The organism is Rudanella lutea DSM 19387, assembly GCF_000383955.1.
GTDB lineage: Bacteria > Bacteroidota > Bacteroidia > Cytophagales > Spirosomataceae > Rudanella > Rudanella lutea.
Map to the genome: position 1 here is coordinate 6,275,702 of NZ_KB913013.1, position 23,986 is coordinate 6,299,687.

Here is a 23,986-nt window from a genome sequence, read left to right on the forward strand (position 1 = left end):
ACCTGGTTTGCCGTTTACTGCCTTCGGTTTTGCTGCCCCAAAGCTCGAATGGGCCAGAACCTGAAGTTGGTAAACCGTACCCTGTAAACGTTTCTTTTTTATGTTTTCAACATTCATACGCAGACCCGTATTCGCGATTGTCATATCGGTCATGATCGTCTTTGTCGGCGTACTGGCGATCAAAAAGCTCCCGATCTCGCAATTCCCTGATATTGCCCCCACCACGGTCAATATTTTTATTGCCTACCCCGGTGCCAGCGCCGATGTACTCGTCAAATCGACGCTCATCACCCTCGAACAGGCCATCAATGGCGTGCAGGATATGCGCTACATTGCCACCGACGCCACAAGCGCGGGCGAGGCTACCCTCCGCATTATTTTTGAACCGGGCACTGACCCCAACGACGCCGTTGTCCGGGTCAAAACGCGGGTCGATCAGGTCATGCCGCTGCTCCCCGAACTGGTACAACGCGAAGGGGTGATTATCACGCCGGTGCAGCCGAGTATGTTGATGTACGTGAACTTGTACTCGAAAGACAAACGCATCGACGAAAAATTCCTGTTCAACTACGCAACCGTCAAGATGATCCCCGAAATCCAGCGGACCAAGGGCGTTGCCCGCGCGCAGATTCTGGGTAGCCGCCGGTACGCCATGCGGGTGTGGCTCAACCCCGACCGGATGCGGGCTTACAACATTTCGACAGAAGAAGTCATGAAAGCCCTGGGCGAGCAAAGTATCATCGGTCGGCCGGGTCGTATTGGGCAAAGTTCGGGTATCGCGGCTCAGTCGCTCGAATACGTGCTGACGTACAAAGGCCGCTATAGTGAGCCGAAAGAATACGAAGATATCATTATCCGGGCCAATGCCGAGGGCGAGAGCATTCACCTGCGCGACATTGCCCGCGTTGAATTAGGTAGCGAATTTTTCGACATCTACTCCAACCTCGATGGGCAGGCATCGGCCGCTATCGTGTTGCGGCAAAACTACGGCAGTAATGCGAGCGAGGTTATCGATGAAGTAAAGGCGAAGCTCGAAACCATGAAAGGGTCGTTTCCGCCGGGTGTCGACTACAAGATCAGCTACGACGTCTCACAGTTTCTCGACGCTTCTATTGAGCAGGTTATTCACACGTTGCGCGACGCCTTTTTGCTGGTTGCACTTGTAGTTTTTGTGTTCCTCGGCGACTGGCGGTCAACGTTAATTCCGATTCTGGCGGTTCCGGTATCGTTGGTTGGGGCCTTTTTTGTGATTCAGTTCTTCGGACTTTCCATTAACCTTATCACCCTGTTTGCCCTCGTATTGGCTATCGGTATTGTTGTCGACGATGCCATTGTGGTGGTCGAGGCCGTACACGCCAAGATGGAAGAAGAGACCCACTTATCGCCGTTTGGGGCCGTCCGGAAAGTGCTGGGTGAAATAAGTGGAGCCATTATTGCCATCACAGCCGTCATGGTGTCGGTATTCCTCCCGATCTCGTTCATGACCGGCCCCGTGGGTACCTTCTACCGGCAGTTCTCCATTACGATGGCCTCGTCCATCGTGATTTCGGCCCTCGTTGCGCTGACGCTGACGCCTGTTTTGTGCGCCATGTTGCTCAAAAACCACCATGGCCATGCTCGTCGGAAAACGTTGCTGAACCGGGCACTTGATCGGTTCAACCGGAGTTTCGACAAGCTGACTGGTCGTTATGTAGGCCTGCTTAAATTGATTGTCAACCGGCGGGTGGTCACGTTTGGAGTACTGGCTCTGTTCTGTTTAGGCATCGCGTACGAGAACAAGATTCTGCCAGCCGGTTTCATTCCGAATGAGGATCAGAGCACCATTTACGCCATTATCCAGACCCCTCCGGGTTCTACGCTGGAGAAAACGAATCAGGTATCGCAGGCCTTACAAAAAATCTGTCGGGGCGTGGAAGGAATCGAATCAATCTCCTCACTGGCGGGCTACGAAATCATGACGGAAGGTCGGGGCTCCAACGCGGGCACCTGTCTGATCAACCTCAAGCCCTGGTCGGAGCGCGACCATAACGTGAAAGAGATTATGGAAGAACTGGAAGAAAAGTCCCGCGGTATGGGGGCCATTATCGAGTTCTTCGAACCACCAGCCATTCCGGGTTTTGGTACGTCGGGCGGTTTCTCCATGCGTTTACTCGACAAGAACACCGATACCGATTACAGCGAGTTTGACCGGGTGAACAAGGAGTTTATGGAAAATCTGGGCAAGCGCAAAGAGCTGACCGGTCTGTTTACATTCTTCGCGGCCAACTACCCGCAGTACGAGCTGGTTATCGACAATAAACTGGCTATGCAAAAGGGGGTTTCGATTGGCAAAGCCATGGACAACCTCAACATCATGATTGGCAGTACGTACGAACAAGGCTTTATCAAGTTCAACCAGTTCTTTAAGGTTTATGTACAGTCGGACCCCAGTTTCCGCCGACTCCCAACCGACCTGCTCAAGCTTTTTGTGAAAAACGACGCGGGAGAGATGGTGCCATACTCGGCCTTCATGCATTTGAAAAAAGGGCAGGGCCCAAACGAGATTACCCGGTTTAACCTGTACAACTCTTCGGCTATTCAGGGGCTGCCGGCCAAAGGGTACACCACCGCTGAAGCCATTGAGGCTATTCGGGAAGTGGCAGCCCAAACGTTACCCAAAGGCTACGACATTGCCTTCGAGGGGCTTTCGTACGACGAATCTATCCGGGGCAATGAGTCTTTGTACGTGTTCCTGATCGTGCTGGCTTTCGTGTACATGGTGCTGGCGGCACAGTATGAGAGCTTTATTATTCCGCTCGCGGTTGTGTTTTCATTGCCCGTTGGGGTGTTCGGCTCGTTTTTCATGCTTAAACTGATGGGGCTCGAAAACAACATTTACGCCCAAATTGGTCTGATCATGCTGGTGGGGCTTCTGGGTAAAAACGCCGTCTTAATTGTGGAATTTGCGGTGCAGAAACGACAGGAGGGGGCCTCCATTCTAAACGCGGCCATCGAGGGAGCGAAGGTCCGTTTCCGACCTATTCTGATGACCTCCTTCGCGTTTGTAGCCGGACTTATTCCGCTCCTGATTGCAACCGGCGCGGGCGCCATTGGCAACCGTACCATCGGCGCTTCGGCCATGGGCGGTATGTTGTTCGGCACCATTCTGGGGGTCGTTATCATCCCCGGCCTGTACTACATTTTCGCTCACCTCGCCGACGGGCGCAAGCTTATTCGGGATGAAGAAGATGAACCCCTTAGCGAGAACCTTGTCCATCAGATTGATACATTCCCTGCCATTGAAGAACGCGAAAACCATGTTTAAACGACTTAGTATAGGTGGTCTGGGCGTAGCGTTTCTAACGCTGGCCGCCACTTCCTGCAAAACGCCCATGCTGGTTGGGCGGACAGAAAACCGGTCTGTACCAATTAGTTTTGGAACGGGTCAGGATTCCGTAAATACAGGCAAACAGAGCTGGCGGGAGTTCTTTACCGATCCCTACCTGACAGCCCTCATCGACACCGCTCTGCACAACAATCAGGAGCTGAACATCACGATGCAGGAAATTCAGATTGCCCAAAACGACATCCGGGCGCGTACCGGAGAGTACCTGCCTTTTGTGGGTCTGCGGGCCGATGCGGGTGTCGACAAGGTTGGGCGTTACACCCGGCCGGGGGCTGTGGAAGAAAACAACGAAATCCGACCCGGCCATCGGTTTCCAAACCCACTACCCGACTTTCGGCTGGCTGCCAATGTCTCGTGGGAGATCGACATCTGGAACAAATTGCACAATGCAAAGCGGGCGGCTGCTACCCGGTACCTGTCGTCGATTGAAGGGAAAAACTTTGCCGTTACAAACATTGTAGCCGAGATCGCCAATTCGTACTACGAGCTATTAGGCCTTGACAATCAGCTTGATATTGTCCGAAAAAACGTAGAGATTCAGACGAACGCGTTGAACATTGTGCGGACGCAGAAGGAATCGGCGCGGGTAACCGAGTTGGCTGTCCGCCGGTTTGAGGCCCAGGTACTGGGCACGCAGAGCCTCCAGTACAACATTCAGCAGCGAATAACCGAAACAGAGAACCGAATCAATTTTCTGGTTGGGCGGTTTCCGCAACCGGTACAACGGAGTACCCAGGATTTTAACGTGCTGGTTCCTCAGCCCGTGCGGGCGGGCCTACCGTCGCAGTTATTGCAGAACCGACCGGATATTCGCCGGGCTGAGCGCGAACTCGAAGCAGCCCGCTTGGATGTTGAGGTAGCGCGGGCTAATTTTCTGCCATCGTTAGACCTTTCCGCTGCGGTGGGTTTTAACTCGTACAATCCGGCCCTGCTGCTCTCACCCGAATCACTGCTTTACTCGCTGGTGGGTGGTTTGAGCCGACCGTTGGTTAACCGAAACGCGATTAAGGCTATGTACGCCAGCGCCAATGCCCGGCAGATCCAGGCTGTTTACAATTACGAACGAGCAATTCTGAACGGGTACATCGAAGTAGCTAATCAGTTGGCCAATATGAATAACCTGCAAAAGAGTTATGATTTTAAGGCCCGGCAGGTCGACGCGTTGCTGCAGTCTACGAACATCTCGAACACGCTGTTCAAATCAGCACGGGCCGATTACATGGAGGTGTTGCTGACGCAGCGCGACGCCCTCGAATCGCGGTTTGACCTCGTAGAGACCCGCATGCAACAACTAAACGCAATGGTCAATGCGTACCGCGCCCTCGGTGGTGGCTGGAATTAAGCACCAGCGTGCGATCTAAGTAAATATACGCCGTCAGATAGCCCCAATAGGCGCTATCTGACGGCTTTTGTGTAGTTGGTCTGTTTGGGTTCGATTAGATATAAAGTTGCTAATTTGCAATTCGCAAATCGCGAATTGCATGAAATGACAGATAGAAACATTCTGCTTACTACTCTGGCCCAATCCATTTAAAATTTATAACTAATTGCCTGCCAACCAAACCGCAATGCCAAAAGACGTAACCATCCTGACCGGGTTTCTGGGCTCAGGGAAGACCACCCTCCTGAACGCCCTGCTGAACGAACAAGTCGGCCGACGCTTTGCGCTGGTTGAGAACGAGTTCGGTGAAGAGGGCATCGACGGCGAGCTGATCGTTCGACCGGATGTCGATATTACCGAACTCAGTAACGGGTGCCTGTGCTGTACACTCAGCAATAATCTGCTCGACGTGCTCGACGCCCTGAGCCAACGGCAGGACAGCTTCGACGAGCTGATTATCGAAACTACCGGCATTGCCGACCCGGCCAACATTGCCGTTCCGTTTATGATGGTGCCAGCGGTGCAACAGGCGTTCACGATCAAACGGGTTATCTGCCTTGTCGACGCCGAACTGATTGAAGATCAGCTCCGAGATACAGAAGAGGCCATTGGCCAGATTTCGTTTGCCGACGTTATTCTGATTAACAAAACCGACCGGGTAAGCCCCGACTACCTCGCCCGGCTCCGTACGACCCTACACGAGATAAACCCATTGGCCGAGGTACTGGTGGGTCATAAAGATGACTATCCGATTAAAGCACTGCTGGCGGTGGTTCGAGATGTGGCTGAGACGACCGGTATAGCTCGCCTAACGCCCACCCGCCCCAATTTGCCCGGTGCTCAGTCAATACCAGAGCCGCAGGCCCACTCGACCGAGGCCTCTCCCAAAGCGCATCATCATCGGCATAGCAATCTGGTTTCGGTTAGCTTCCGATTTACTAAATCGCTCGACCTGACCCGGTTGTACCATCGCCTGACTACCCTGCTGCTCTTTCATGGCAAAGACCTATACCGGATCAAAGGAGTGATTTACGACCGGTCGCGGGCCGAGCGATGGATTGTTCAGTCAGTTGGTCAGACACTGACGCTGGTAGATGGAGCGCCGTGGCAAACCGAAGATGACCGTTTGAGCCGGCTTGTATTCATCGGCCGCGGCTTGAAGACCGCCGAGCTGGAAACGATGCTCGGACAATGTTTCTCCAGGGACCCGGATGCCAGCCCATCTGACCTACTTCACCAAACACCCATCTTGTAAGGCTAAAACGCGTAGGGCAAGTTTTATTTATTTCTTTTTGCAACGTTGTTGCAAAAAGAAATACCTTTGCCAAAGAACCTTGTGTGATTGCTGGTGCAATCTACTCGCACGAGTACCCTTTGGTCATGAAAAAACTACCTGTCACCGTATTGAGCGGCTTTCTGGGAGCCGGCAAAACCACCCTTCTTAACCACATACTACATAATAAACAGGGCCTCAAAGTGGCGGTTATCGTCAACGATATGAGTGAGGTCAATGTAGATGCCCAACTCATTAACCAGCAAAGTACGCTCTCACGTACAGAGGAAAAACTGGTCGAAATGAGCAATGGCTGCATATGCTGTACCCTTCGGGAAGATCTGATGCTGGAAGTGGAAAAACTGGCCCGCGAAAACAGGTTCGACTATCTGCTTATTGAGTCAACGGGTATATCGGAGCCGCTACCTGTAGCTCAAACCTTTTCCTTTGTAGATGAAGAAAACGGAATTGACCTTTCGCGGTTTGCCCGGCTCGATACCCTTGTTACTGTGGTCGATGCGTTCAACTTTCCCAAAGACTTTGGTTCAATCGACAACGTGTACGGGAGACACCTGAATGATGACCCCACCGATACGCGCACAATTGTGAACCTGCTTACCGATCAGATTGAGTTTGCCAACGTCATCATCCTCAACAAGACTGATCTGCTCAGTCGCCAACAGATAGGCGAATTAAAGGCGATTCTGCATAAGCTGAACCCCAAAGCGCGGCTGATTGAATCGCAGTTTTCAACAGTCGATCCGGCTCAGATTCTGAACACTAAGCTATTCAACTTTGACGAGGCATCGCAGTCGGCGGGCTGGATTCAGGAGCTACAAAATCACAAAAACGGCATCGGCCACACGCCCGAGACCGAAGAATACGGCATCGGGTCGTTTGTGTTCCGCGACCATCGGCCGTTTCACCCGGCACGTTTCTGGCAGTACCTGAGTGAGCATTTTCCGGCCGGCATCATTCGCAGCAAAGGGCTGTTCTGGCTGGCTTCAAGACCCAACGAAGCCCTCAATTTCAGCCAGGCTGGCGGTAGTCTCCGGGCCGAACGAGCCGGGGTCTGGTGGGCCTCCATGCCGTTTCAAGAGCGTATTCGGTACGGTTCGTTTCTGGATAACCGCGACCAGATTGAAAGTCGCTGGCACAAACGCTTCGGGGACCGGCAAAACGAACTGGTCATCATCGGTCAGGATCTGAACGAGCCACAAATACGCGCAGAACTGGCGGAATGTTTGTGTACCGAGCTGGAACTGAAGCACATGGAAAACAACGGCGTCTTCAAAGACCCTTTCCCGGTTTGGGAATAGACACATTCACATCATGACAATCAACAAGATTTACGACGTAATCATCATTGGCGGAAGTTGCGCGGGCCTGAGTGCCGCGCTCGTTCTGGGCCGTTCGCTCCGGGAGGTGCTGGTCATCGACGCCGGTCAACCCTGTAACCGCCAAACACCCGCATCGCACGGTTTTCTGACCCGCGATGGCGAATCACCGGCTCAACTCCTCGCCATTGCCCGCGAGCAACTGAGCCATTACCCTAACGTGGAGCTCCGCGCTGGAACGGTCGTCAACGCCCAGTTGACAACTGAAGGCATTCTGGTAACGTCACAGCCTACTGATGGTTCTGCAAGTCAGCAAGTTATCGTCAAAAAGCTGCTGCTGGCAACCGGCTTATTCGATATCATGCCCGACCTGCCGGGCTTTGCCGAATGCTGGGGCCGCTCGGTACTACATTGTCCGTATTGCCACGGGTATGAGGTACACGGGCAGCCGCTGGGTGTTTTAGCTAACGGTGAAGTGGGTTACGAGATGGCTACCCTCATTCAGCACTGGGCTAGCCACCTGACGCTGTTTACCAACGGCCCGTCGACGCTCACCGAAACGCAGAAGGATACACTGACCCAACTCGGCATTCCGATTGTTGAAACGCCAATCGCCTTACTTGATCATCAAGCAAGTATGCTTACCGGCATCGTATTCGATAATGGCAGCCGAGTGCCACTCACAGCTCTGTTTTCGCGCGTCCCCTTCCGGCAACATACCGACCTGCCCGAACAGTTAGGTTGTGAATTACACGAAACTGGGTTAATTAAAGTTAGTGAAGTAGGTGAGACAAACGTACCCGGCGTGTTTGCTGCGGGCGACGCGACAACGCTTTATCGGCAAGTGAGTCAGGCGGTTGCCAGCGGTGCAAAAACGGGGGCCTGGATTAATCGAGAGTTACTCACTGCTTCATTGCAGGAGCGTGTTGTAAAATTGGCCGATTTGGATCAGTGAAAGGTGTAAATACAGCCACGGGCTCATCAAAATCGGTAGGCCAGAAGCGTACCTCCACCAAATTTGATATCCCGAATCAGTCGGGCATTTGGTCGAGGTATGTTTTTTGTGTCTGTTTTTTGGTGTAAAACTGCGTTGTTTCCATCGTTTCGTGCCGAAGATGCTGTTGCACGTGCTCCAGACTAACACCCGATTCGAGCAGAAGCTGCCCAGCGGTGTGGCGTAAACTGTGTGCCGACATTCCTTTACGTTTCAGTCCCTGCTGCCGCAAATACTTGTCGACAACGTAACGGATCTGGTGTGTTTTTAGCTCGTCGAACAGAGACTCGTTTTGCCGGGCGGGTACAATGGGCCAGCGCTCTGTTTCCCGTAAAAACGCTTCAACCGCCTGACGGCATTCGGCAAAAAACTTGATCGGTTTGCGCGTATGTTTCCCTTTGCCCAACACCCGCAGTTGCCCCCGGTCAAAATCCAGGTCACCGAGTCGCAGGCGGGTCACTTCCACAGTTCGCAACCCTTCCAGACTCAGCAAAGCCATAATGGCTAAATCGCGCGCCGACTCGGGTACGGCAAGCAAGTCGCGCCGTTCGTTAGCTTCAAGGCTATCTTTGTAAAAGGTACGTTCAATCGCCAACCCACGAATATCGCTAATATCGCGCAATTCGTTGATTTGCTGCCCATTAAGCCCTAAGTTTTCCCGTTTACGGATGCACCAAACGGCCAATTGCTTAACCGCCGACAGGTACAGATTTACCGTAAACGGCGAGTAATCTTCCGCTTTCAGATGGTGAACAAAATCGGCTACGGTTTGCCCGCTCAACGAAGCCGTCTGCCCCAGGTGCAACTGCCCATCGACGTAAGCGAAAAAGGCATTCAGGGCCTTCGTGTAGGTTTCTTTGGAACGATCACCCCGTAGGTTTTTAGCGTCCCGAATAAACCGAAGTACCAGCTCATTCATAGCGGGCGGCAGCGTCGGGCCGCTCGGGTCGGGCACAACGGTAGGTTGACCAATCTGCTGGAAGAACAACATAAACTTCCGAATCGGCGAAACCCGATTGGGTGGCAAATAGGCGGTGTACTGCGCAAAGCTCACTCCGTCGATCGGCCTGTTTTTCTGGAGACAGTCATCGACAAACGCGCGAGCATGCCGGGGGTAATTACTTGACTTCGGTAGGTCGGTCGCGAAGTACCGGATCAGCTGACTCACTGTCAGTCGCGATTGCATCGCCCCCAACCCCTGTTGTGTACGCCCATCCAGTTTACGAAGTCCCTTCATCATCATTGGTTTAGCAATTCAAAGATCATACATTTTCCGGTTTTCACCAATTCACGCAAATCATAATTTATGAGACGGTGAAAGATTTAGACCAGTTGTCTACTCTGTCGTGCACACAAACAAGCCGCCCCGGCCAAATTTCAGTAGTGAAATGAGACCGGGGCGAGAAAAGCACGTATTTGAATGGAGAACGTATCCTGCTGATTAGCGATTAGGCTTCATCATTCATTACACACGGTACATTCTACATTTGCTTACAGTATAGTGCTTAGTTGGAGATTATTTGCAAAAATTTGGTCGGTCGTTCGGGGTCGGGGACAAACCAGGCTGGGTTACCCTCTTCGTCTCGGCCCAAACGGGCGCCAATAATCGGAGGTGTGCTTTTTTTATTTTTCTTTCGAACAGCTAGTTTGGGCATAAACTCCGCATCAGCCAAATCCTGAATACTCTCGATAAATGCCTCAACGATTCGGTCAATGTCATCGGGCGTGTGTGCTTCGGTCATGAAGCACGGAAAACCATCCCAGATATGAATACCTCGCTCGCGCATGAGCGTAAACAACAACTCACTGTAGGGGATCTCCTCCAAAAACTTGATTCTCCAAAGGGAGCCAAACTGCGACACCAGAATAGGCAGCTTATTGTCAGTTACAAACTGATTCATCGCATCAGCCAGGGTGCGGGCTTTGTCGGTCAATCGCTGTTGCAACGCAGGGCCTTGCTTCTGCATATACGTTAGCGAGGCTTTGGCAGCCGCCAGGGCCAACGGGTGCCGCACAAAGGTTCCTGCATAAAACGTGATGTCAGCCTCAGGATATGACGCGTCGCCGTAATTCCAGAAACCACCATCCAGTGCATCCATAAAAGTTGCCTTACCCGCAACTACACCAATGGGCAAACCGCCACCCACTACTTTACCATACGAAGCCAGGTCTGCCTGAATACCAAACAACCCCTGAGCGCCAGCGGGGTGCATGCGAAATCCGGTGATAACTTCATCGAAAATCAAGGCCGTACCCGACTCCGTTGTTACTTCTCTGACCTTCTTCAAAAACTCAACCGGCTGAAATTCAGCGCGTCGACTTTGTACGGGCTCTACCAGCACGGCCGCCAGTTCGTTGGCTCGTTTGCGAATGATGGCCAGACTTTCGTCGGTACCGTAATCCAGAATGAGCAAATTTTGGACAGCCTCCAAAGGAATTCCCAAAGCAGCCGGGTACGATTGCTGCGAACCGCCCGCGCGAGCAATTACTTCATCGAAGATGCCGTGGTAGGAACCCGTGAACACCACCACCAGCGAACGGCCGGTCACGGTGCGGGCCATGCGCATGGCAGCCAATACCGCTTCAGACCCAGTGTTACAAAGAGCAGCCCGCTCAAAGCCGGTGAACGAACAAATCATCTGGCAAACCTCACCAGCCAGCCGATGCTGCGGTCCAATCTCGTACCCTTTGTCCAGTTGTTCGTGAAGAACTTTATTCAGAAAATCAGGCCGGTGCCCAAACAGGATCGAGCCGAAACCATTGAGGACATCGATGTATTCATTCCCGTCAATGTCCCACAGCCGGCTACCGAGCGACTGATCAACCACAATCGGGTACACAATTTCTTTGGTCAACGGCTTAAAACCCGTAACCGCCCGGGGGTCGGCCATCCACGGGCGATACTGCTGCGTATGCGCTTTACTACTGGCTGTTTTTTGGTTGTAGCGCTCTACATGTTCGTGTAAGAACTGTTTTTGCGAAGGACTCAGGGCTGTTATGTGGCGCTCGATCCGGGCACCAGCTCCAAATGGCCTGGCCACTGTTGCGGGCTCCTGAATTGGAGAAACCTGAGCCGCAGGCTGGGGAACCGGGGCAGGTGCAGGCGCACTATTAACCACATTAACGCCCTGTAAAATAGCCAGTTGCTGATTCAAAATCTGAATCTGCTGCGCAAACAGATTCACCACAGAAGGAGCATCGGGCAGGCTACTCACCACAGCTTGCGGGATAACCGGTTGCCTATCCGCTTGGTTCTGAACAGGCGCAGCAACAGCCTGATTCACGGGCCCAACCGGACGCTCGGGCATAACCACTGCCGATGACGGGGCGGCAACGGGCCGATACGCATCGGCGGGCAACTTACTATCGAGATAGGCGAGTAACTTTTCCAGCGTATTGTACTCAGCCGAAAGCTGCCGGAACGAGATGGGCAAATCGAATTTCTTGCGAAGCTGAAACGAGAGTTGCGTAAGCGCCAACGAATCGAGGCCAAGGTCCAGAAAGCTGCTGCTCAGCCCTACATTTCGACTATCAACGCCAGCCGTTTCGGTCAGGATCGTCCTGACAGTGGCTAACAGTGTTTCTACTCTTGAACTCGGAGTTGACATGCTTATCGTTGAATGGGTTAAATCTGCCTGCGAAGGCATTTCTGCACACATGGTCCCTGAATGCACTAATGCTGAGGGCGATACTGGATCAACCCAGCAGCGCTTCCGGTCGAAAGCATACGTAGGCAACAAGACTTTTTGCGGGGATGCAGCCGCGTAAAGGCCTGACCAGCTGGGGGAGACACCCAACGTCCACAAAGTGCCCAATGCCTTTAAAATTGCCCGCGATTCCGACTGCTTACCGGCTTGTGTGTCTAAGCTGGCGACTACCCGGAGCGGATTTTCAAAACCCTGTTGGCGGGCCAAAGCCGTGGAAACCGTACCCGGCCCTACATCCAGCAATAGGGCGTTAGGTACCTCGGTGAGTGTTCGTAAGGCGCGGGCAAACTGCACAGGCAACCGCATATGGTTAGCCCAGTACATGGGGTCGGTGGCCTCTGCATCGGTCAGCCATGTACCAGTCACCGTCGAAACAATCGGTTTGCGCGGATGTTGAAGCCTAATTTGCCCCACAATGGACGCAAAAGAAGCCACGGCCGGGTCCATCATGGCCGAGTGAAACGCATGACTCGTTTCGAGCATCCGATTTGGTATTTGCCGTCTGTCCAGTAGAGTAGCCAACCGCTCAATCCCTTCGTTGGGGCCAGCTACCACGCACTGCTGCGGGCTGTTGATGGCGGCAATCGACAGACCGGGTGGAAGCATAAACTGCAATTTTTCCGCATCCATCCGCACCGAAAGCATACGCCCCGCGGGCAGTTCACTAATCAATCGCCCACGGGCAGCAATGAGTGTCAGTGTATCGGGGAGGGAGAAAACACCGGCCAAATGAGCCGCCACAAACTCCCCGATACTGTGCCCACAAAACAACGAGGGTGCGATACCCCAGCTCATCCAGAGTTGGGCTAGCGCGTATTCTGTTGTAAACAGAGCTGGCTGGGTGTAGCGTGTATTTTTGAGTCGCGATTGAGCCTCTTCATTATCCGGCCCAAAAAGCACGGTTCGAATATCGACATCCAATAGACCAAGCAAATGCGCAGCGCAGGCGTCAACGGCATCCCGGTACTCAGGCTCTGTTTGGTACAACTCGTTCCCCATATTCAGATACTGAGCCCCCTGACCGGGAAACATAAACACCAGTTCGCCGGGGCTTTCGGCAACAGTCGATGCGGGCTCTGGTGTCTGGTTACGAAGCTGATGGACAAGTTCTTCGGTCGAATCGGCTACCATAAACCGTCGGAGGTCAAACGAAGGCCGGGTGGTTTGAAGGGTGTACGCAACGTCAGACAAACTGGGGGCTTCGGGTTGAGAAAGGGCGGTCGCCAGTTGGTCAGCATAGGCATTCAGACTCGCTTCCGATTTGGCCGACCAGCAAACGAGCTGAGTACGACGGGTGGGCTGGACCGAACAATCTCGTTCAACTGTTTGCGCGTATTCTTCCAGAATAGTGTGCACATTGGTGCCTCCGACCCCAAACGAACTAACTCCCGCCCGGCGCGGATGCGCAGACTTGGCCTCGTCAAGGCCCGGTACATTGTCAGGCCATGGCTGTAAGCGGTCATTCACGTAAAATGGGCTGCTGGCAAAATCGATAATCGGATTGGGCTGCTGATAACCGATGGAAGGAGGAAGCTGCCGATGATGCAAGGCCAGTGCCGTTTTGATAAAACCAGCAACGCCTGCTGCGGCTGTCAGGTGGCCCAGGTTACTCTTGATGGAGCCGATGGCGCAATATTGCTTCCGATCCGTTTGGCCAAAAGCAAGGTTCAGTCCTTCCAGTTCGATTGGGTCACCGAGGGGCGTTGCCGTGCCGTGGGCTTCGACATAACTGATTGTAGCCGGGTCAACATTGGCATCATCGAGCGCCTTTCGGATCGCTACGGCCTGCCCCTGAGCACTCGGTGCTGTAAAACTCCCTTTTCCCCCGCCATCATTATTTACCCCAACCCCTTTGATCACGGCATAAATTGTGTCGCCATCCTGCTGGGCATCGGCCAGCCGTTTCAGCAAAACAACCCCAGCGCCATCACTGAAAACCGTACCACTGGCTTCGGCATCGAACGGTCGGCAATGACCATCCCGACTAAGCATGGCTCCTTCTTCGTACAAATGTCCACTATTGATCGGAGCCGTTACGCTGGCCCCACCCGCAAGGGCCAGGTCGCACTGACCCAGGCGCAAGCTGTCAACGGCCTGGGTAATGGCTAATAACGACGATGAACAGGCCGAGTAGACACTAACAGCCGGGCCATTCAGGTTCAGCTGATAGGCCGTTCGCGATGCGATGAAATCTTTCTCATTGACCGTCATGGCCTGAAACGCCCCGATCTGATTGAGCACATCGGGGTTCGTCAGGATGTTGTTCAGGTAGTAAGTGTTATTGCCGCAACCCGCCCACAACCCAATTTCACCGTCAAAGCTGGTAGGCAGGTGGCCTGTTTTTTCCAGCACCTCCCACACAATCTCCAGAAAAACGCGCTGCTGAGGGTCCATCACCTCCGCGAGCTTTCCGTTCAGGTTGAAAAATTCGGCGTCGAAGTGGTCGGCGTGTTCCAGAATCCCACGAGCTTTTACATAGGCCGGGTCTGCCGTAAGGGAGGCCCCCAATGAGGGGTCCAGTTCCCCATCGGCAAAAAAACGAATCGTTTCCTGCCCATTGACCACCACCTGCCAAAGTGCCTCGGGCGAAGCGGCTCCGGGGAATCGCCCGGCCATTCCGATTACCGCAATATCCGTATCGTCGGTAAGGCGCGACCTACGGTCCCGCGAGCGCAATGGAGACTTAGCCGATCCGTTCAGAAAATTGGCCAGGGCCTCTACCGTCGGGTAGCCATACAGCCTGGTAACGGGGAGGTCATACTGATAGGCCAGATTCAGCGCCGTCACGGTCCTGATCGCCAGCAGGGAGTTGCCACCCAACTCAAAAAAGTTGTCGCGAATCCCAACCCGGCTCACCTGGAGCACTTCTTTCCAAACCGCAATGAGATTCTGCTGAATCTGATTCTGAGGAGCCACGTACGCGCTGCTCAACAAATCGGAGGCATCGGGGTTCGGAAGGGCTCGCCGATCCACTTTACCATTTCGGGTAAGCGGAATGGACTCGACAGACAAAAGCAGGGCAGGAACCATGTAGTCGGGTAGGCGTGTTTGTAAAAACGTCTTTATGGCAACCCGGTCGAAGCCAACCGGCATCACCACATAGCCAACCAGCCGTTTGTCGCCATGGGTGTCTTCACGCGCCAGCACAACTGCCTGCTGTATCCCCGGATACTGAAGCAACACGGTTTCAATTTCCCCCAGCTCGATCCGAAAACCCCTGATTTTCACCTGCTCATCTATCCGGCCCTGATAGACCATATTCCCATCGGGTAACCGAAGAGCCAGATCACCACTACGGTACAGTCGGTCGCCGGGCTCGGTACCAAACGGGTTTGCGATAAAGCGCGTAGCTGTCAGATCCGGGCGGTTCAGGTAGCCGCGGGCCAAGCCGGCCCCGCCCACATGCAGCTCGCCAACCTCCCCGACGCCCACCTCGCGCCCGTCGGGATCCAGAATAAAGGTTGTGAGGGTAGGAATTGGCACCCCGATCGGCGACCCAGCGTGCTCGCTTACCCCATCCAGTATGTGCTCCGAGGTAAGTGCCAGATAGGTCACGTGTACGGTGGTTTCCGTGATACCGTACATATTGATCAGCGCACAGTCGGGGTATGCCTCAAACCAGGGCTTCAATCGGGTCGGATGCAGGGCTTCGCCCCCATAAATGACGTATCGCAGAGCCAACGAATGTATACCACCGACCACCTGCTCTTGTAAGGCATAAAAAGCAGAGGGGGTTTGGTTGAGAACCGTCACGCCTTCCCGGTGCAGTAAATCGCCAAATTGCTGGGCATCTTTAGTGATGGATGCGGGAACAACGACCAGCTTCCCTCCAAAAAGTAAAGCCCCGTACATTTCCCAGACCGAGAAATCGAAGCAAAACGAGTGGAATAGGGTCCAGACATCGTCGGGGCCAAAGTGGAACAGGGGTGAATCAGTAAAAAATAAGCGAACCACGTTCCGATGCTCAATAATCACCCCTTTGGGTTGCCCCGTTGAGCCGGATGTGTAAATAACGTAAGCCGCATGGCCTGGGGTTAGCGCGGTGATCGGTAGCCCGTTTGGTGCCAGCGCAATTCGGTCCCACTTACCATCGACGCTCAGCAACGTTGCTTCCGAATTCAGTTCATGGAGTTTGGTTTTGGCCGCTTCATCAACAAGCACGACCGGTCCGTTTACGTCCGAGAGAATGTACCGAATTCGTTCAGCCGGGTAGTCTGGATCAATGGGGACATACGCTCCACCCGCCTTCAGAATACCTAACAAACTCACAATCATCGACAACGAACGGTACATGCACACCGGAACGAGCGTTTCTTCGTGTACGCCAAGACTCATCAGGTGGTGAGCCAGTTGGTTCGACTGCTCGTCGAGTTGGCGGTAGGTGAGCTGCTGCTGCCCAAACCCGACAGCAACCTGATCGGGGGTACGCTGTGCCTGTTCAACCAGCAGATCGACAAGGGTTGGCCCGGCAACAGCCTGGTCTCTATTGGGGAGAGAATTCATAGTATGGGTGAGGGGATAGACGTTGGTACCGTTTGGCACAAAATCTATGATTCGTGAGCGTTGGCGGGGGCATTCAGCCAATCGCTCGATACGTAAGCGTAGAGCACTTTATCCAGTACAATGCCGTCTTTCACGGCACTATTCCGTAGTAGACCTTCCCGCTGAAATCCGGCCTTTTCCAGCACTTTGATAGATCCCAGATTGTGTGCATACGGCATCGCATACAGGCGGGTCAACGGGTACTGCATAAACGCATAATCCGTGAAGGCGCGTAGAGCGGCCGAAATGATTCCTTTTCCCCAGAATGCCTCACCCAGCCAATACCAGATTTCGGCCGAGTAGCGGTCAATGTCTTCACCGAATCGCAGGCCGATGTTACCCACGGCTTCACCCTCCACCTCGAGCGCGAAATTGAGCTCTACGGCCGGGTCTACCACATACTGAATCCATCGTTGGGCATCGGCTTGCGTGTAGGGAAACGGGAAACTGTCGCGCAGATTTAGCCAGATGGCGCGGTTGTTGGCATGGGTATGAAGGTTCTCTTCATCGCCAAACTGCCAGGACCGCACGCGGCACAGACCACATTCAAGTTGCATAGGTTACACGAAATTATACGAACGTCTCCTAAAGTATAGACGAGTTGAGCCGAACTCGGTAACAATGCAGCTTACGACGGGAGGTTTCATTTCGCCCGATTTACCGAATTAGTAGGCCCGATTTTTAGGGCAATCCTGAAATCTAAATCAACAATTCACCAGACAAAAACGCCCGTGTCCGATACACAGAAGAGGTATCGGACACGGGCAGACGTTAAACGCTATGCTTTTCAGGCGTAAAGCCGGGGGAAAGGCTCCAACCGAAAGACGATTTACTTTGAAGAAGCCTTCAGCCGCAGGAACCGGGCCGCATTATTGTAAAAAATATCGCGTTTTTGGGCCGGACTGAGAAATGTGGCCTCCTCGATTGCTTTGATGCCAACCTCAATTGCCTGAGGCCAAACCATCTGATCTGACCCGAACATGACTCGCTTACCGAACCCAGCATCCATAATTCGTTTAAGGTAGGCGTAAAACTCCTTCCGGGGCAAAATGTAGCAGATTACCCCCAGGTCAACATAGGCCTGCGGATGCGTATAGAGCGTGGCCAACAAGTCATCTAACAGAGGCCAACCAGCATGGGCAATGGCCACCCGTAACTTGGGATGGCGAATCATGGCCTCCTCGGCAGTAAACGCACTGTGCAGCCTTGCCCGATAGGCCGATGCCCCAAAATAAGCCACTCCCGGCGGGCCCGTGCCGATATGAATACTCACGGGGATGTCGTATTCCTCGGCAAGCGCCAGATACGGCTCGACCACCGAATCAGAAAGGGCTATACCCTGATACTGAAGACACAATTCGCCGAAGACCTTCACAGCGCCCGTTTTGAAATAATGACGCATAGAATCCAGCGTCAGTTGTGGATCACCCAGGGTAAACAATACCCCCGGAATGATTCGATCGGGGGCCTCTTTCTGCCATCGTTGCACATAACTCATTGGGCCACTTGTTACCCCAATGATGTTGTATTTCTTCATCAGGCTTAGGGTCTGATTTCGTAATGCATCGTCGGACGGAGCGGAGGTCAGACAGTTTTCACACATCGTCGACGACTTAAGCAGCTGATTCATATAGCCCATCCCTCCACCCTGTTTGGGGTCGAGCGCCGACCAGTCCCGGTACGGTGCGCCGATGGTTGTTGGCGGAGGTCCCTGATCATTGTACGGGATGGCATGCAAATGCATATCGATGATCGGCAATGGCTTTTGCGCAGGCTGAGCCCACACCTGTAGCACCGTGACGATCAGAAAAAACCCAGTAGCGATTCGCTTCATAAACGATTAGTTACAAGTGAGTTACCTAAAAACTAAAGATTATCTAAAGCGAGCAATATATACAAGAGAGTAAGTGCCGCTTGAATGTCTTTATTTACCGGCAAGGCGAGTGATGACCGTTTGGAAGACGCCAAAAAAATTACCCCGCCCGGCGCGCTGATGGATTTGTAGCTAAACCATCGACGCCACCAGACGGGGTGTCCAGTTTCTGGAGAAGTCTTACTTGTCGAATTTGCGTTGACTGGCCCGTTGCTCGGTTGGGAAGTCGGCAGGAATGGGTATATCAACTTTGCCGGTTGCGGCCCATTGTGTCCCGCGCTGTAGACAGGTGATAAAGCCAACACACTCAACTGAATAATCAGCGTGGCCCAGCGGGGTGTGAAAAATTCGCCCCTTGCCATACCGGACCGTCATCAACATGGGCTCGTGCCGGTCGGTACCCCGGTTACTTTTGGGCGAGAAAGCGGTGGCCAATACATCCATTTTCTCGGCAGGCCCCCGCAACCGATCATACAACTCGTCGCGGCTGTGTAGCCAGTTCGTCGGCATCCCTTTTGTGATGGGGTGCTTCGTATCCCGAACTTTAACCACAAACTCAGCCTGAGCTCCGTGAGACCCCGCCTTGCCCGGCTGCATGTCGCGCACCAGTTTATCGGTCTGATCATAATACACATAGGGGCCGTCTTTCTCGGTACGGTCGCCCCAACCACCCAGCCCAATCATTTGGTTGTAGGCCGGCCACAGCGGAAACGAATTATTGGCCGCGTGAATCACCACCAGCCCACCGCCTTTCTTCATGTACTGCTCAAAGTCGGCCTGCGTAGCGTCGGACCAGGGGGCAGCGTTCCAGCCGAAGTTACAGATCACCACATCGTAAGCCGAAAAATTCGGATGAAAGCTCGAATCCATGCGCGCCTTGGGCAACGCCCGTGTGGGCCGCATACCGTCGAGGGGATAATTTCGGATAAACTCTTCGCCCTCCCAGGTATAATACGTACGTTGCACATCAACCGAAAACTTGCCGGTTTCCTCCAGATACCGCTTCATCATGAAAGTGATCTTGGGCCACTGAACGTGGTTATTCTGGCCGTCGATAATGAGTGCCCGCAAGCGAGGAGCCGGTTTGGCAAAGGCTGTTGTCAGACTAAAAAGGCATAGCAAGAGGAGCGCTATGACGGAAAATTTGGCGATGGGCTTCATGCACAAAGGGGTTTAAGATCGTAAGGGGTCTGCCTGTGTTGTAACGCCCAAAAAAGCGCACAAGCCTACCATCCCTACTTTCAGTTAGTAGAACGAGCGGATTTTTACCCCCTCTGCTTAACGCCCGTGCGCCCGATACAGACTCATCTTAGGAGTCGTTGCCTGTTGATGGGAGAGAACATGGATCTGTTAACTTCTCGGTTCGGTATGAAGCAATGATAAGGCCGCCTGCTTGTGTAGCAGGCGGCCTTATCAGCTTAATCTGAGTTAATCACCCCTATGAAGGATTTTTTACTGTCCTTGCCCCATTGAGAAGGCCTGCTTTCCCGCAAACGCGTAAAGGTTTTCGGTTTTGATCGTATCGATATTTTGCTCAATCGCTTTCGACAGAATCTGGATAATATCCTGTTTGCTGATTGTCTTGCCCGTTTGAGGCAGAAAACGGCAACGCCAATGATCGGTGCAGAATGTCTCTTTGAAGCCATTCGGCCAAACCTTTATACCGCGGTTCGTAATCATGCTTAGGGGCAACTCAGGGGTGGATAAGGCGCCCACCTGCTGCGCTAACTCTTCGGGGTCAGTACCTGCCCAATGAACAAACACATCAACACCCAGTAACTCTTTAGCAACAGCCGGTTTGCGTTCATACACCGGCAATTCGATAGCTTGCGAGTTTGCGTACGATACCGGCTTCAGAATACTCGGTTGCTGACCAAGCCGGTCAATGATAGCCTGAGCAAACTCTTTCGTACCCACTTTTTGCTGGCTAACACCTTCTTTGTAGATATCGTAGGTATGCACGCCATCTTCGATGGTTTTCAACCAGGCATTCTGCACGCGTTCGGCTACTTCGGCCTGTCCAATGTGGTTGAGCATCATGATAGCCCCCTGCAATAATCCCGATGGGTTTGCCAGATTCTGACCGGCCCGGCGGGGAGCCGATCCGTGTATAGCTTCAAACATGGCACATTCTTCGCCAATATTGGCCGAACCGGCCAAACCAACAGAACCCGCAATTTGAGCCGCCACATCGGACAGGACATCGCCGTACAGGTTAGGCATCACAACAACATCGAAAGCCTCAGGGGTGTCAGCTAATTTGGCGGCTCCAATGTCAATAATCCAGTGCTCGGTTTCCAGATCAGGAAACGCGGGGGCTACCTCATCGAATACCCGATGAAACAAACCATCGGTCTGTTTCATGATGTTATCTTTTGTAAAGCAGGTTACTTTTTTACGGCCATACTGACGGGCATACGCAAAGGCATACTGTACAATTTTCTCACACCCCGGCCGGCTAATCAGCTTGAGGCATTGCACCACCTCATCGGTTTGCTGATGCTCAATTCCGGCATACAGGTCCTCCTCATTTTCGCGCACAATAACCACATCCATGTTCGGATGCTTGGTTTTGACAAACGGGTGCAGGCTCGTACATGGCCTAACATTGGCGTACAGCCCCAGCATTTTACGGATAGTTACGTTCAGGCTTTTGTAGCCTCCCCCCTGCGGTGTAGTTATGGGCGCTTTCAAAAACACTTTATTGCGTCGAATGATGTCCCATGATTCGGCCGAAATGCCCGACATATTTCCAGCCAGGTACACCTGCTCGCCAACCTGGATTTCGTCAATTTCCAATTGAGCACCAGCCGCCTGTAAAATAGACAGCGTAGCATCCATAATCTCAGGGCCAATTCCATCCCCTTTGGCTACGGTAATTCGTGTCATTGTGTTGAATGTGTGTATGTGAATCGAGGGCAAAGGTGATTGGAATAGTTTATAAATAATAATTTATATATTTGATGTTAAACATAAACTTCACTTATGAATTATACTTTACACCAGCTACATGTCTTTCTGACCATATCACAAACACAAAGCATTACAAAAGCCGCTGAGGTGCTGCATTTGACCCAGCCAGCCATCTCAATCCAGTTAAAAAACTTTCAGGATCAATTTGAAATTCCCCTCACAGAGGTCATCAGCCGGCGGATTTACTTAACTGATTTTGGCTGGGAAATTGCCCGGGCAGCCGAGAAAATTCTGAACGAAACCCATGCCATTAACAACCGGATATTAGCTTATAAGGGTTTACTGCATGGCAAGCTGAAAGTATCGGTGGTATCTACGGGAAAGTATGTGATGCCTTATTTTTTGTCGGATTTTCTACGCAAGCATGAGGGCATTGAATTGGTAATGGATGTGACAAACCGGCAGAAGGTGATCAGTAGTCTGGCAAACAACGAAGTCGATTTCGCGCTGATGTCAATTATACCCCATCAATTAGGGGTAAACTATCTGGAGCTGATGCCTAATAAGCTTTTTCTTGTGGGGCGTCGACCTGACCAGCCCGTCCCCCCCGACACTACACCCCAACTACTGGAAAAGCTTCCGCTCATCTATCGGGAAGCGGGTTCGGGGACTCGCTCCATGATGGAAGCGTTTATCGCCGATCATCAACTCGTAGTTCGCAAGCGTCTGGAACTCACCTCCAACGAAGCGGTAAAACAAGCCCTCCTGGCCGGTCTTGGCTACTCCATTATGCCCTTAATTGGTATCCGGAATGAACTCCTCAACAACGATTTGCAGATTATTCCCATTGAAGGGTTACCCTTGCAAACATCCTGGATGCTCATTTGGCACAAAGACAAAAAACTGTCGCCTGTAGCCGAGGCATACGTACAATCTCTGGAAGAACATAAAGAGCAGATTATTGAACAAGGCTTCGGGTGGTGTAAGCTCTTTTGAGCACGGAGTCGAGTAGCTTTCAATAAATACGAAACGAACTATAGATCAACTAAAACCCTCGTAACGCATTGTACAAGGCCTACTGCCCATTCAGATAGGCAGGGTTGAAGGAGGGGAACGAGAAAAATCGGTGGGCACATCTTTTCCGAAACAATCGCGCAGGGCAACACGGGCCGCCAGATACCCGCACATACCGTGTACACCACCACCGGGCGGAGTTGCCGAGGAGCAGATAAACAAGCCGGGAGCGCCGGTCCGGTAAGGTGTGAAGCTCAGCGTGGGTCGGGTGTACAATTGCCCGACATCAATAATGCCCCCGTTGATATCGCCCCCGACATAGTTCGGGTTCCAGTCTTCAATCTGCTTTGTATTCTGGGTATGCCGAGCCAGAATCCGGTCGCGGAAACCGGGCGCAGCTCGCTCTACCTGCTGCTCGATGCGCTCGGTCATGTCGACTGTCGAGCCATTGGGAACGTGGCAGTACGCCCAGCCCACGTGCCGACCGGCCGGGGCTCGCGTGTTATCAAACAGGCTTTGTTGAGCCAGCAGCACGTAGGGCTTGTCTGGGTGATAGCCGTTATAGGTGACTTTTTCGGCCAGGTTTATTTCTTCCAACGTTCCACCCAGGTGAACGGTCCCCGCCCGGCCGCAATCGGGATTAGTCCACGGAATGGGGCCATCCAGCGCCCAGTCAACTTTAAAAATACCGGGGCCATACCGGTAGGTTTCCAGTTGTTTCCGGTACAACCACGGGAACCGATCGCCAGCAAGCTGCAGCACACTTTTTGGGGTCAGATCGAGCAGGATGGCCCGCGCGGGCGGTAGGTCATGGAGCGAGCGGACGGGCCGATTCACTTCGACCTCGCCCCCCAGCGACTGCAAATAGCGAACCAGCGCATCGGTAATCTGCTGGGCTCCGCCTTTGGGCAAAGGCCAGCCAACCCGGTGCCCTGCCCCCATCAGCACCAGGGCAATGGCCGAGGTAGTCAGGTTGCTTAACGGCTGAATGGAATGGGCCGCCATACCCGCCCACAGCGCCCGTGCCTCGGGCGTACGGAACCGACGGGCCAGCAATGTGGCCGGTTGCACCGCATTCAATCCAAATTGAGCCAGCTGGAGCGGGTGGCCCGGCCAACGCAGTGGACCAAGAATATCGGGCAGTAAGCCGGGCAGCTGTTCGACAATTGGCTCGAATAGCTTTCGGTATAGGTGGCCGTCAGCGTCGAGCCGTTCGGCCGTATCGGCTACCGACCCCGCCAGGAGGGCCGCCCGACCATCGGGCAGTGGGTGAGCGGCCGCAACGGGGGGAGTTATCCATTCGAGCCCGAACTCGGCCAGCGGCAAACGACTCAGAAACGGAGAAGCTACCGCCAGCGGGTGAATGGCCGAGCCAAGGTCATGCACAAAGCCCGGCAGCGTCAGCTCGCCCGACCGAACCCCTCCGCCGGGCGTGGGCTGTGCCTCCAGTACCTTCACCGACAGGCCCGCCCGCGCCAGCACAATGGCGGCACTCAGGCCATTGGGACCCGCGCCCACAATGACCGCATCGTATTTTTTTTCTGTACCCATTATGGATTTGTACCGG

Annotated in this window: 13 protein-coding genes; 6 read left to right on the forward strand and 7 right to left on the reverse strand. The window is 53.3% G+C overall.

Translation table 11 applies throughout. From position 1 onward, the window contains the following. Positions 1-100 precede the first annotated feature (100 nt). The 5 genes from RUDLU_RS0125565 to RUDLU_RS28340 all read left to right on the forward strand — a co-directional run bounded on the left by RUDLU_RS0125565 (position 101) and on the right by RUDLU_RS28340 (position 8,331). Positions 101-3,304: an efflux RND transporter permease subunit gene (locus RUDLU_RS0125565; protein WP_027303381.1), complete on the forward strand. Its 3,204-nt coding sequence runs from the start codon at positions 101-103 to the stop codon at positions 3,302-3,304. Next, the gene (locus tag RUDLU_RS0125570) at positions 3,297-4,727 is read left to right on the forward strand and encodes a TolC family protein (RefSeq protein WP_019991302.1); all 1,431 of its coding nucleotides are present in this window, start codon (positions 3,297-3,299) and stop codon (positions 4,725-4,727) included. The genes RUDLU_RS0125565 and RUDLU_RS0125570 overlap by 8 nt, the downstream gene beginning before the upstream one ends. 226 nt (positions 4,728-4,953) lie before the next feature. Then, positions 4,954-6,021, forward strand: a complete 1,068-nt coding sequence (locus RUDLU_RS28335) for a CobW family GTP-binding protein (protein ID WP_019991303.1) — start codon at positions 4,954-4,956, stop codon at positions 6,019-6,021. A 125-nt stretch (positions 6,022-6,146) separates the two neighbouring features. Then, positions 6,147-7,358 (forward strand): GTP-binding protein, encoded by a 1,212-nt coding sequence (locus tag RUDLU_RS0125580; protein ID WP_019991304.1) that lies wholly within the window; start codon positions 6,147-6,149, stop codon positions 7,356-7,358. A 13-nt stretch (positions 7,359-7,371) separates the two neighbouring features. After that, positions 7,372-8,331, forward strand: coding sequence for an NAD(P)/FAD-dependent oxidoreductase (locus RUDLU_RS28340; protein WP_019991305.1), 960 nt, complete (start codon positions 7,372-7,374; stop codon positions 8,329-8,331). 76 nt (positions 8,332-8,407) lie between these two features. On the opposite strand, the gene RUDLU_RS0125590 is transcribed toward RUDLU_RS28340, so the two are convergent. From RUDLU_RS0125590 to RUDLU_RS0125615, 6 genes are all read right to left on the reverse strand, one after another. Then, the gene (locus RUDLU_RS0125590) at positions 8,408-9,607 is read right to left on the reverse strand and encodes a tyrosine-type recombinase/integrase (protein ID WP_245581723.1); all 1,200 of its coding nucleotides are present in this window, start codon (positions 9,605-9,607) and stop codon (positions 8,408-8,410) included. A gap of 268 nt (positions 9,608-9,875) precedes the next feature. Continuing rightward, the gene (locus RUDLU_RS0125595) at positions 9,876-16,580 is read right to left on the reverse strand and encodes a hybrid non-ribosomal peptide synthetase/type I polyketide synthase (protein ID WP_019991307.1); all 6,705 of its coding nucleotides are present in this window, start codon (positions 16,578-16,580) and stop codon (positions 9,876-9,878) included. A gap of 44 nt (positions 16,581-16,624) precedes the next feature. Continuing rightward, positions 16,625-17,176 (reverse strand): GNAT family N-acetyltransferase, encoded by a 552-nt coding sequence (locus RUDLU_RS0125600; protein WP_019991308.1) that lies wholly within the window; start codon positions 17,174-17,176, stop codon positions 16,625-16,627. Between the two features lie 272 nt (positions 17,177-17,448). Continuing rightward, entirely contained in the window at positions 17,449-18,453 is a 1,005-nt protein-coding gene (locus RUDLU_RS0125605; RefSeq protein ID WP_019991309.1) for an amidohydrolase family protein, read from the reverse strand. A gap of 219 nt (positions 18,454-18,672) precedes the next feature. Further along, on the reverse strand, positions 18,673-19,653 hold the full coding sequence (locus RUDLU_RS0125610) for a ThuA domain-containing protein (RefSeq protein WP_027303382.1): 981 nt from the start codon (positions 19,651-19,653) through the stop codon (positions 18,673-18,675). A 291-nt stretch (positions 19,654-19,944) separates the two neighbouring features. Further along, the gene (locus tag RUDLU_RS0125615) at positions 19,945-21,381 is read right to left on the reverse strand and encodes an NADP-dependent isocitrate dehydrogenase (protein ID WP_019991311.1); all 1,437 of its coding nucleotides are present in this window, start codon (positions 21,379-21,381) and stop codon (positions 19,945-19,947) included. A 96-nt stretch (positions 21,382-21,477) separates the two neighbouring features. Here RUDLU_RS0125615 and RUDLU_RS0125620 point away from each other — a divergent pair, with 96 nt between their 5' ends. Continuing rightward, positions 21,478-22,401, forward strand: a complete 924-nt coding sequence (locus RUDLU_RS0125620) for a LysR family transcriptional regulator (protein WP_019991312.1) — start codon at positions 21,478-21,480, stop codon at positions 22,399-22,401. Between the two features lie 90 nt (positions 22,402-22,491). Here the strand turns inward: RUDLU_RS0125620 and RUDLU_RS0125625 are convergent, their stop codons facing one another. Further along, positions 22,492-23,970, reverse strand: coding sequence for a phytoene desaturase family protein (locus RUDLU_RS0125625; protein ID WP_019991313.1), 1,479 nt, complete (start codon positions 23,968-23,970; stop codon positions 22,492-22,494). Between the last annotated feature and the right edge of the window lie 16 nt (positions 23,971-23,986).

Excerpts from the sequence above, each read along its gene's own strand:
- RUDLU_RS0125565 (WP_027303381.1), top strand. The coding sequence starts at position 101 with ATGTTTTCAACATTCATACGCAGACCCGTATTCGCGATTGTCATATCG.
- RUDLU_RS0125570 (WP_019991302.1), top strand. The coding sequence starts at position 3,297 with ATGTTTAAACGACTTAGTATAGGTGGTCTGGGCGTAGCGTTTCTAACG.
- RUDLU_RS28335 (WP_019991303.1), top strand. The coding sequence starts at position 4,954 with ATGCCAAAAGACGTAACCATCCTGACCGGGTTTCTGGGCTCAGGGAAG.
- RUDLU_RS0125580 (WP_019991304.1), top strand. The coding sequence starts at position 6,147 with ATGAAAAAACTACCTGTCACCGTATTGAGCGGCTTTCTGGGAGCCGGC.
- RUDLU_RS28340 (WP_019991305.1), top strand. The coding sequence starts at position 7,372 with ATGACAATCAACAAGATTTACGACGTAATCATCATTGGCGGAAGTTGC.
- RUDLU_RS0125590 (WP_245581723.1), bottom strand. The coding sequence starts at position 9,607 with ATGAAGGGACTTCGTAAACTGGATGGGCGTACACAACAGGGGTTGGGG.
- RUDLU_RS0125595 (WP_019991307.1), bottom strand. The coding sequence starts at position 16,580 with ATGAATTCTCTCCCCAATAGAGACCAGGCTGTTGCCGGGCCAACCCTT.
- RUDLU_RS0125600 (WP_019991308.1), bottom strand. The coding sequence starts at position 17,176 with ATGCAACTTGAATGTGGTCTGTGCCGCGTGCGGTCCTGGCAGTTTGGC.
- RUDLU_RS0125605 (WP_019991309.1), bottom strand. The coding sequence starts at position 18,453 with ATGAAGCGAATCGCTACTGGGTTTTTTCTGATCGTCACGGTGCTACAG.
- RUDLU_RS0125610 (WP_027303382.1), bottom strand. The coding sequence starts at position 19,653 with ATGAAGCCCATCGCCAAATTTTCCGTCATAGCGCTCCTCTTGCTATGC.
- RUDLU_RS0125615 (WP_019991311.1), bottom strand. The coding sequence starts at position 21,381 with ATGACACGAATTACCGTAGCCAAAGGGGATGGAATTGGCCCTGAGATT.
- RUDLU_RS0125620 (WP_019991312.1), top strand. The coding sequence starts at position 21,478 with ATGAATTATACTTTACACCAGCTACATGTCTTTCTGACCATATCACAA.
- RUDLU_RS0125625 (WP_019991313.1), bottom strand. The coding sequence starts at position 23,970 with ATGGGTACAGAAAAAAAATACGATGCGGTCATTGTGGGCGCGGGTCCC.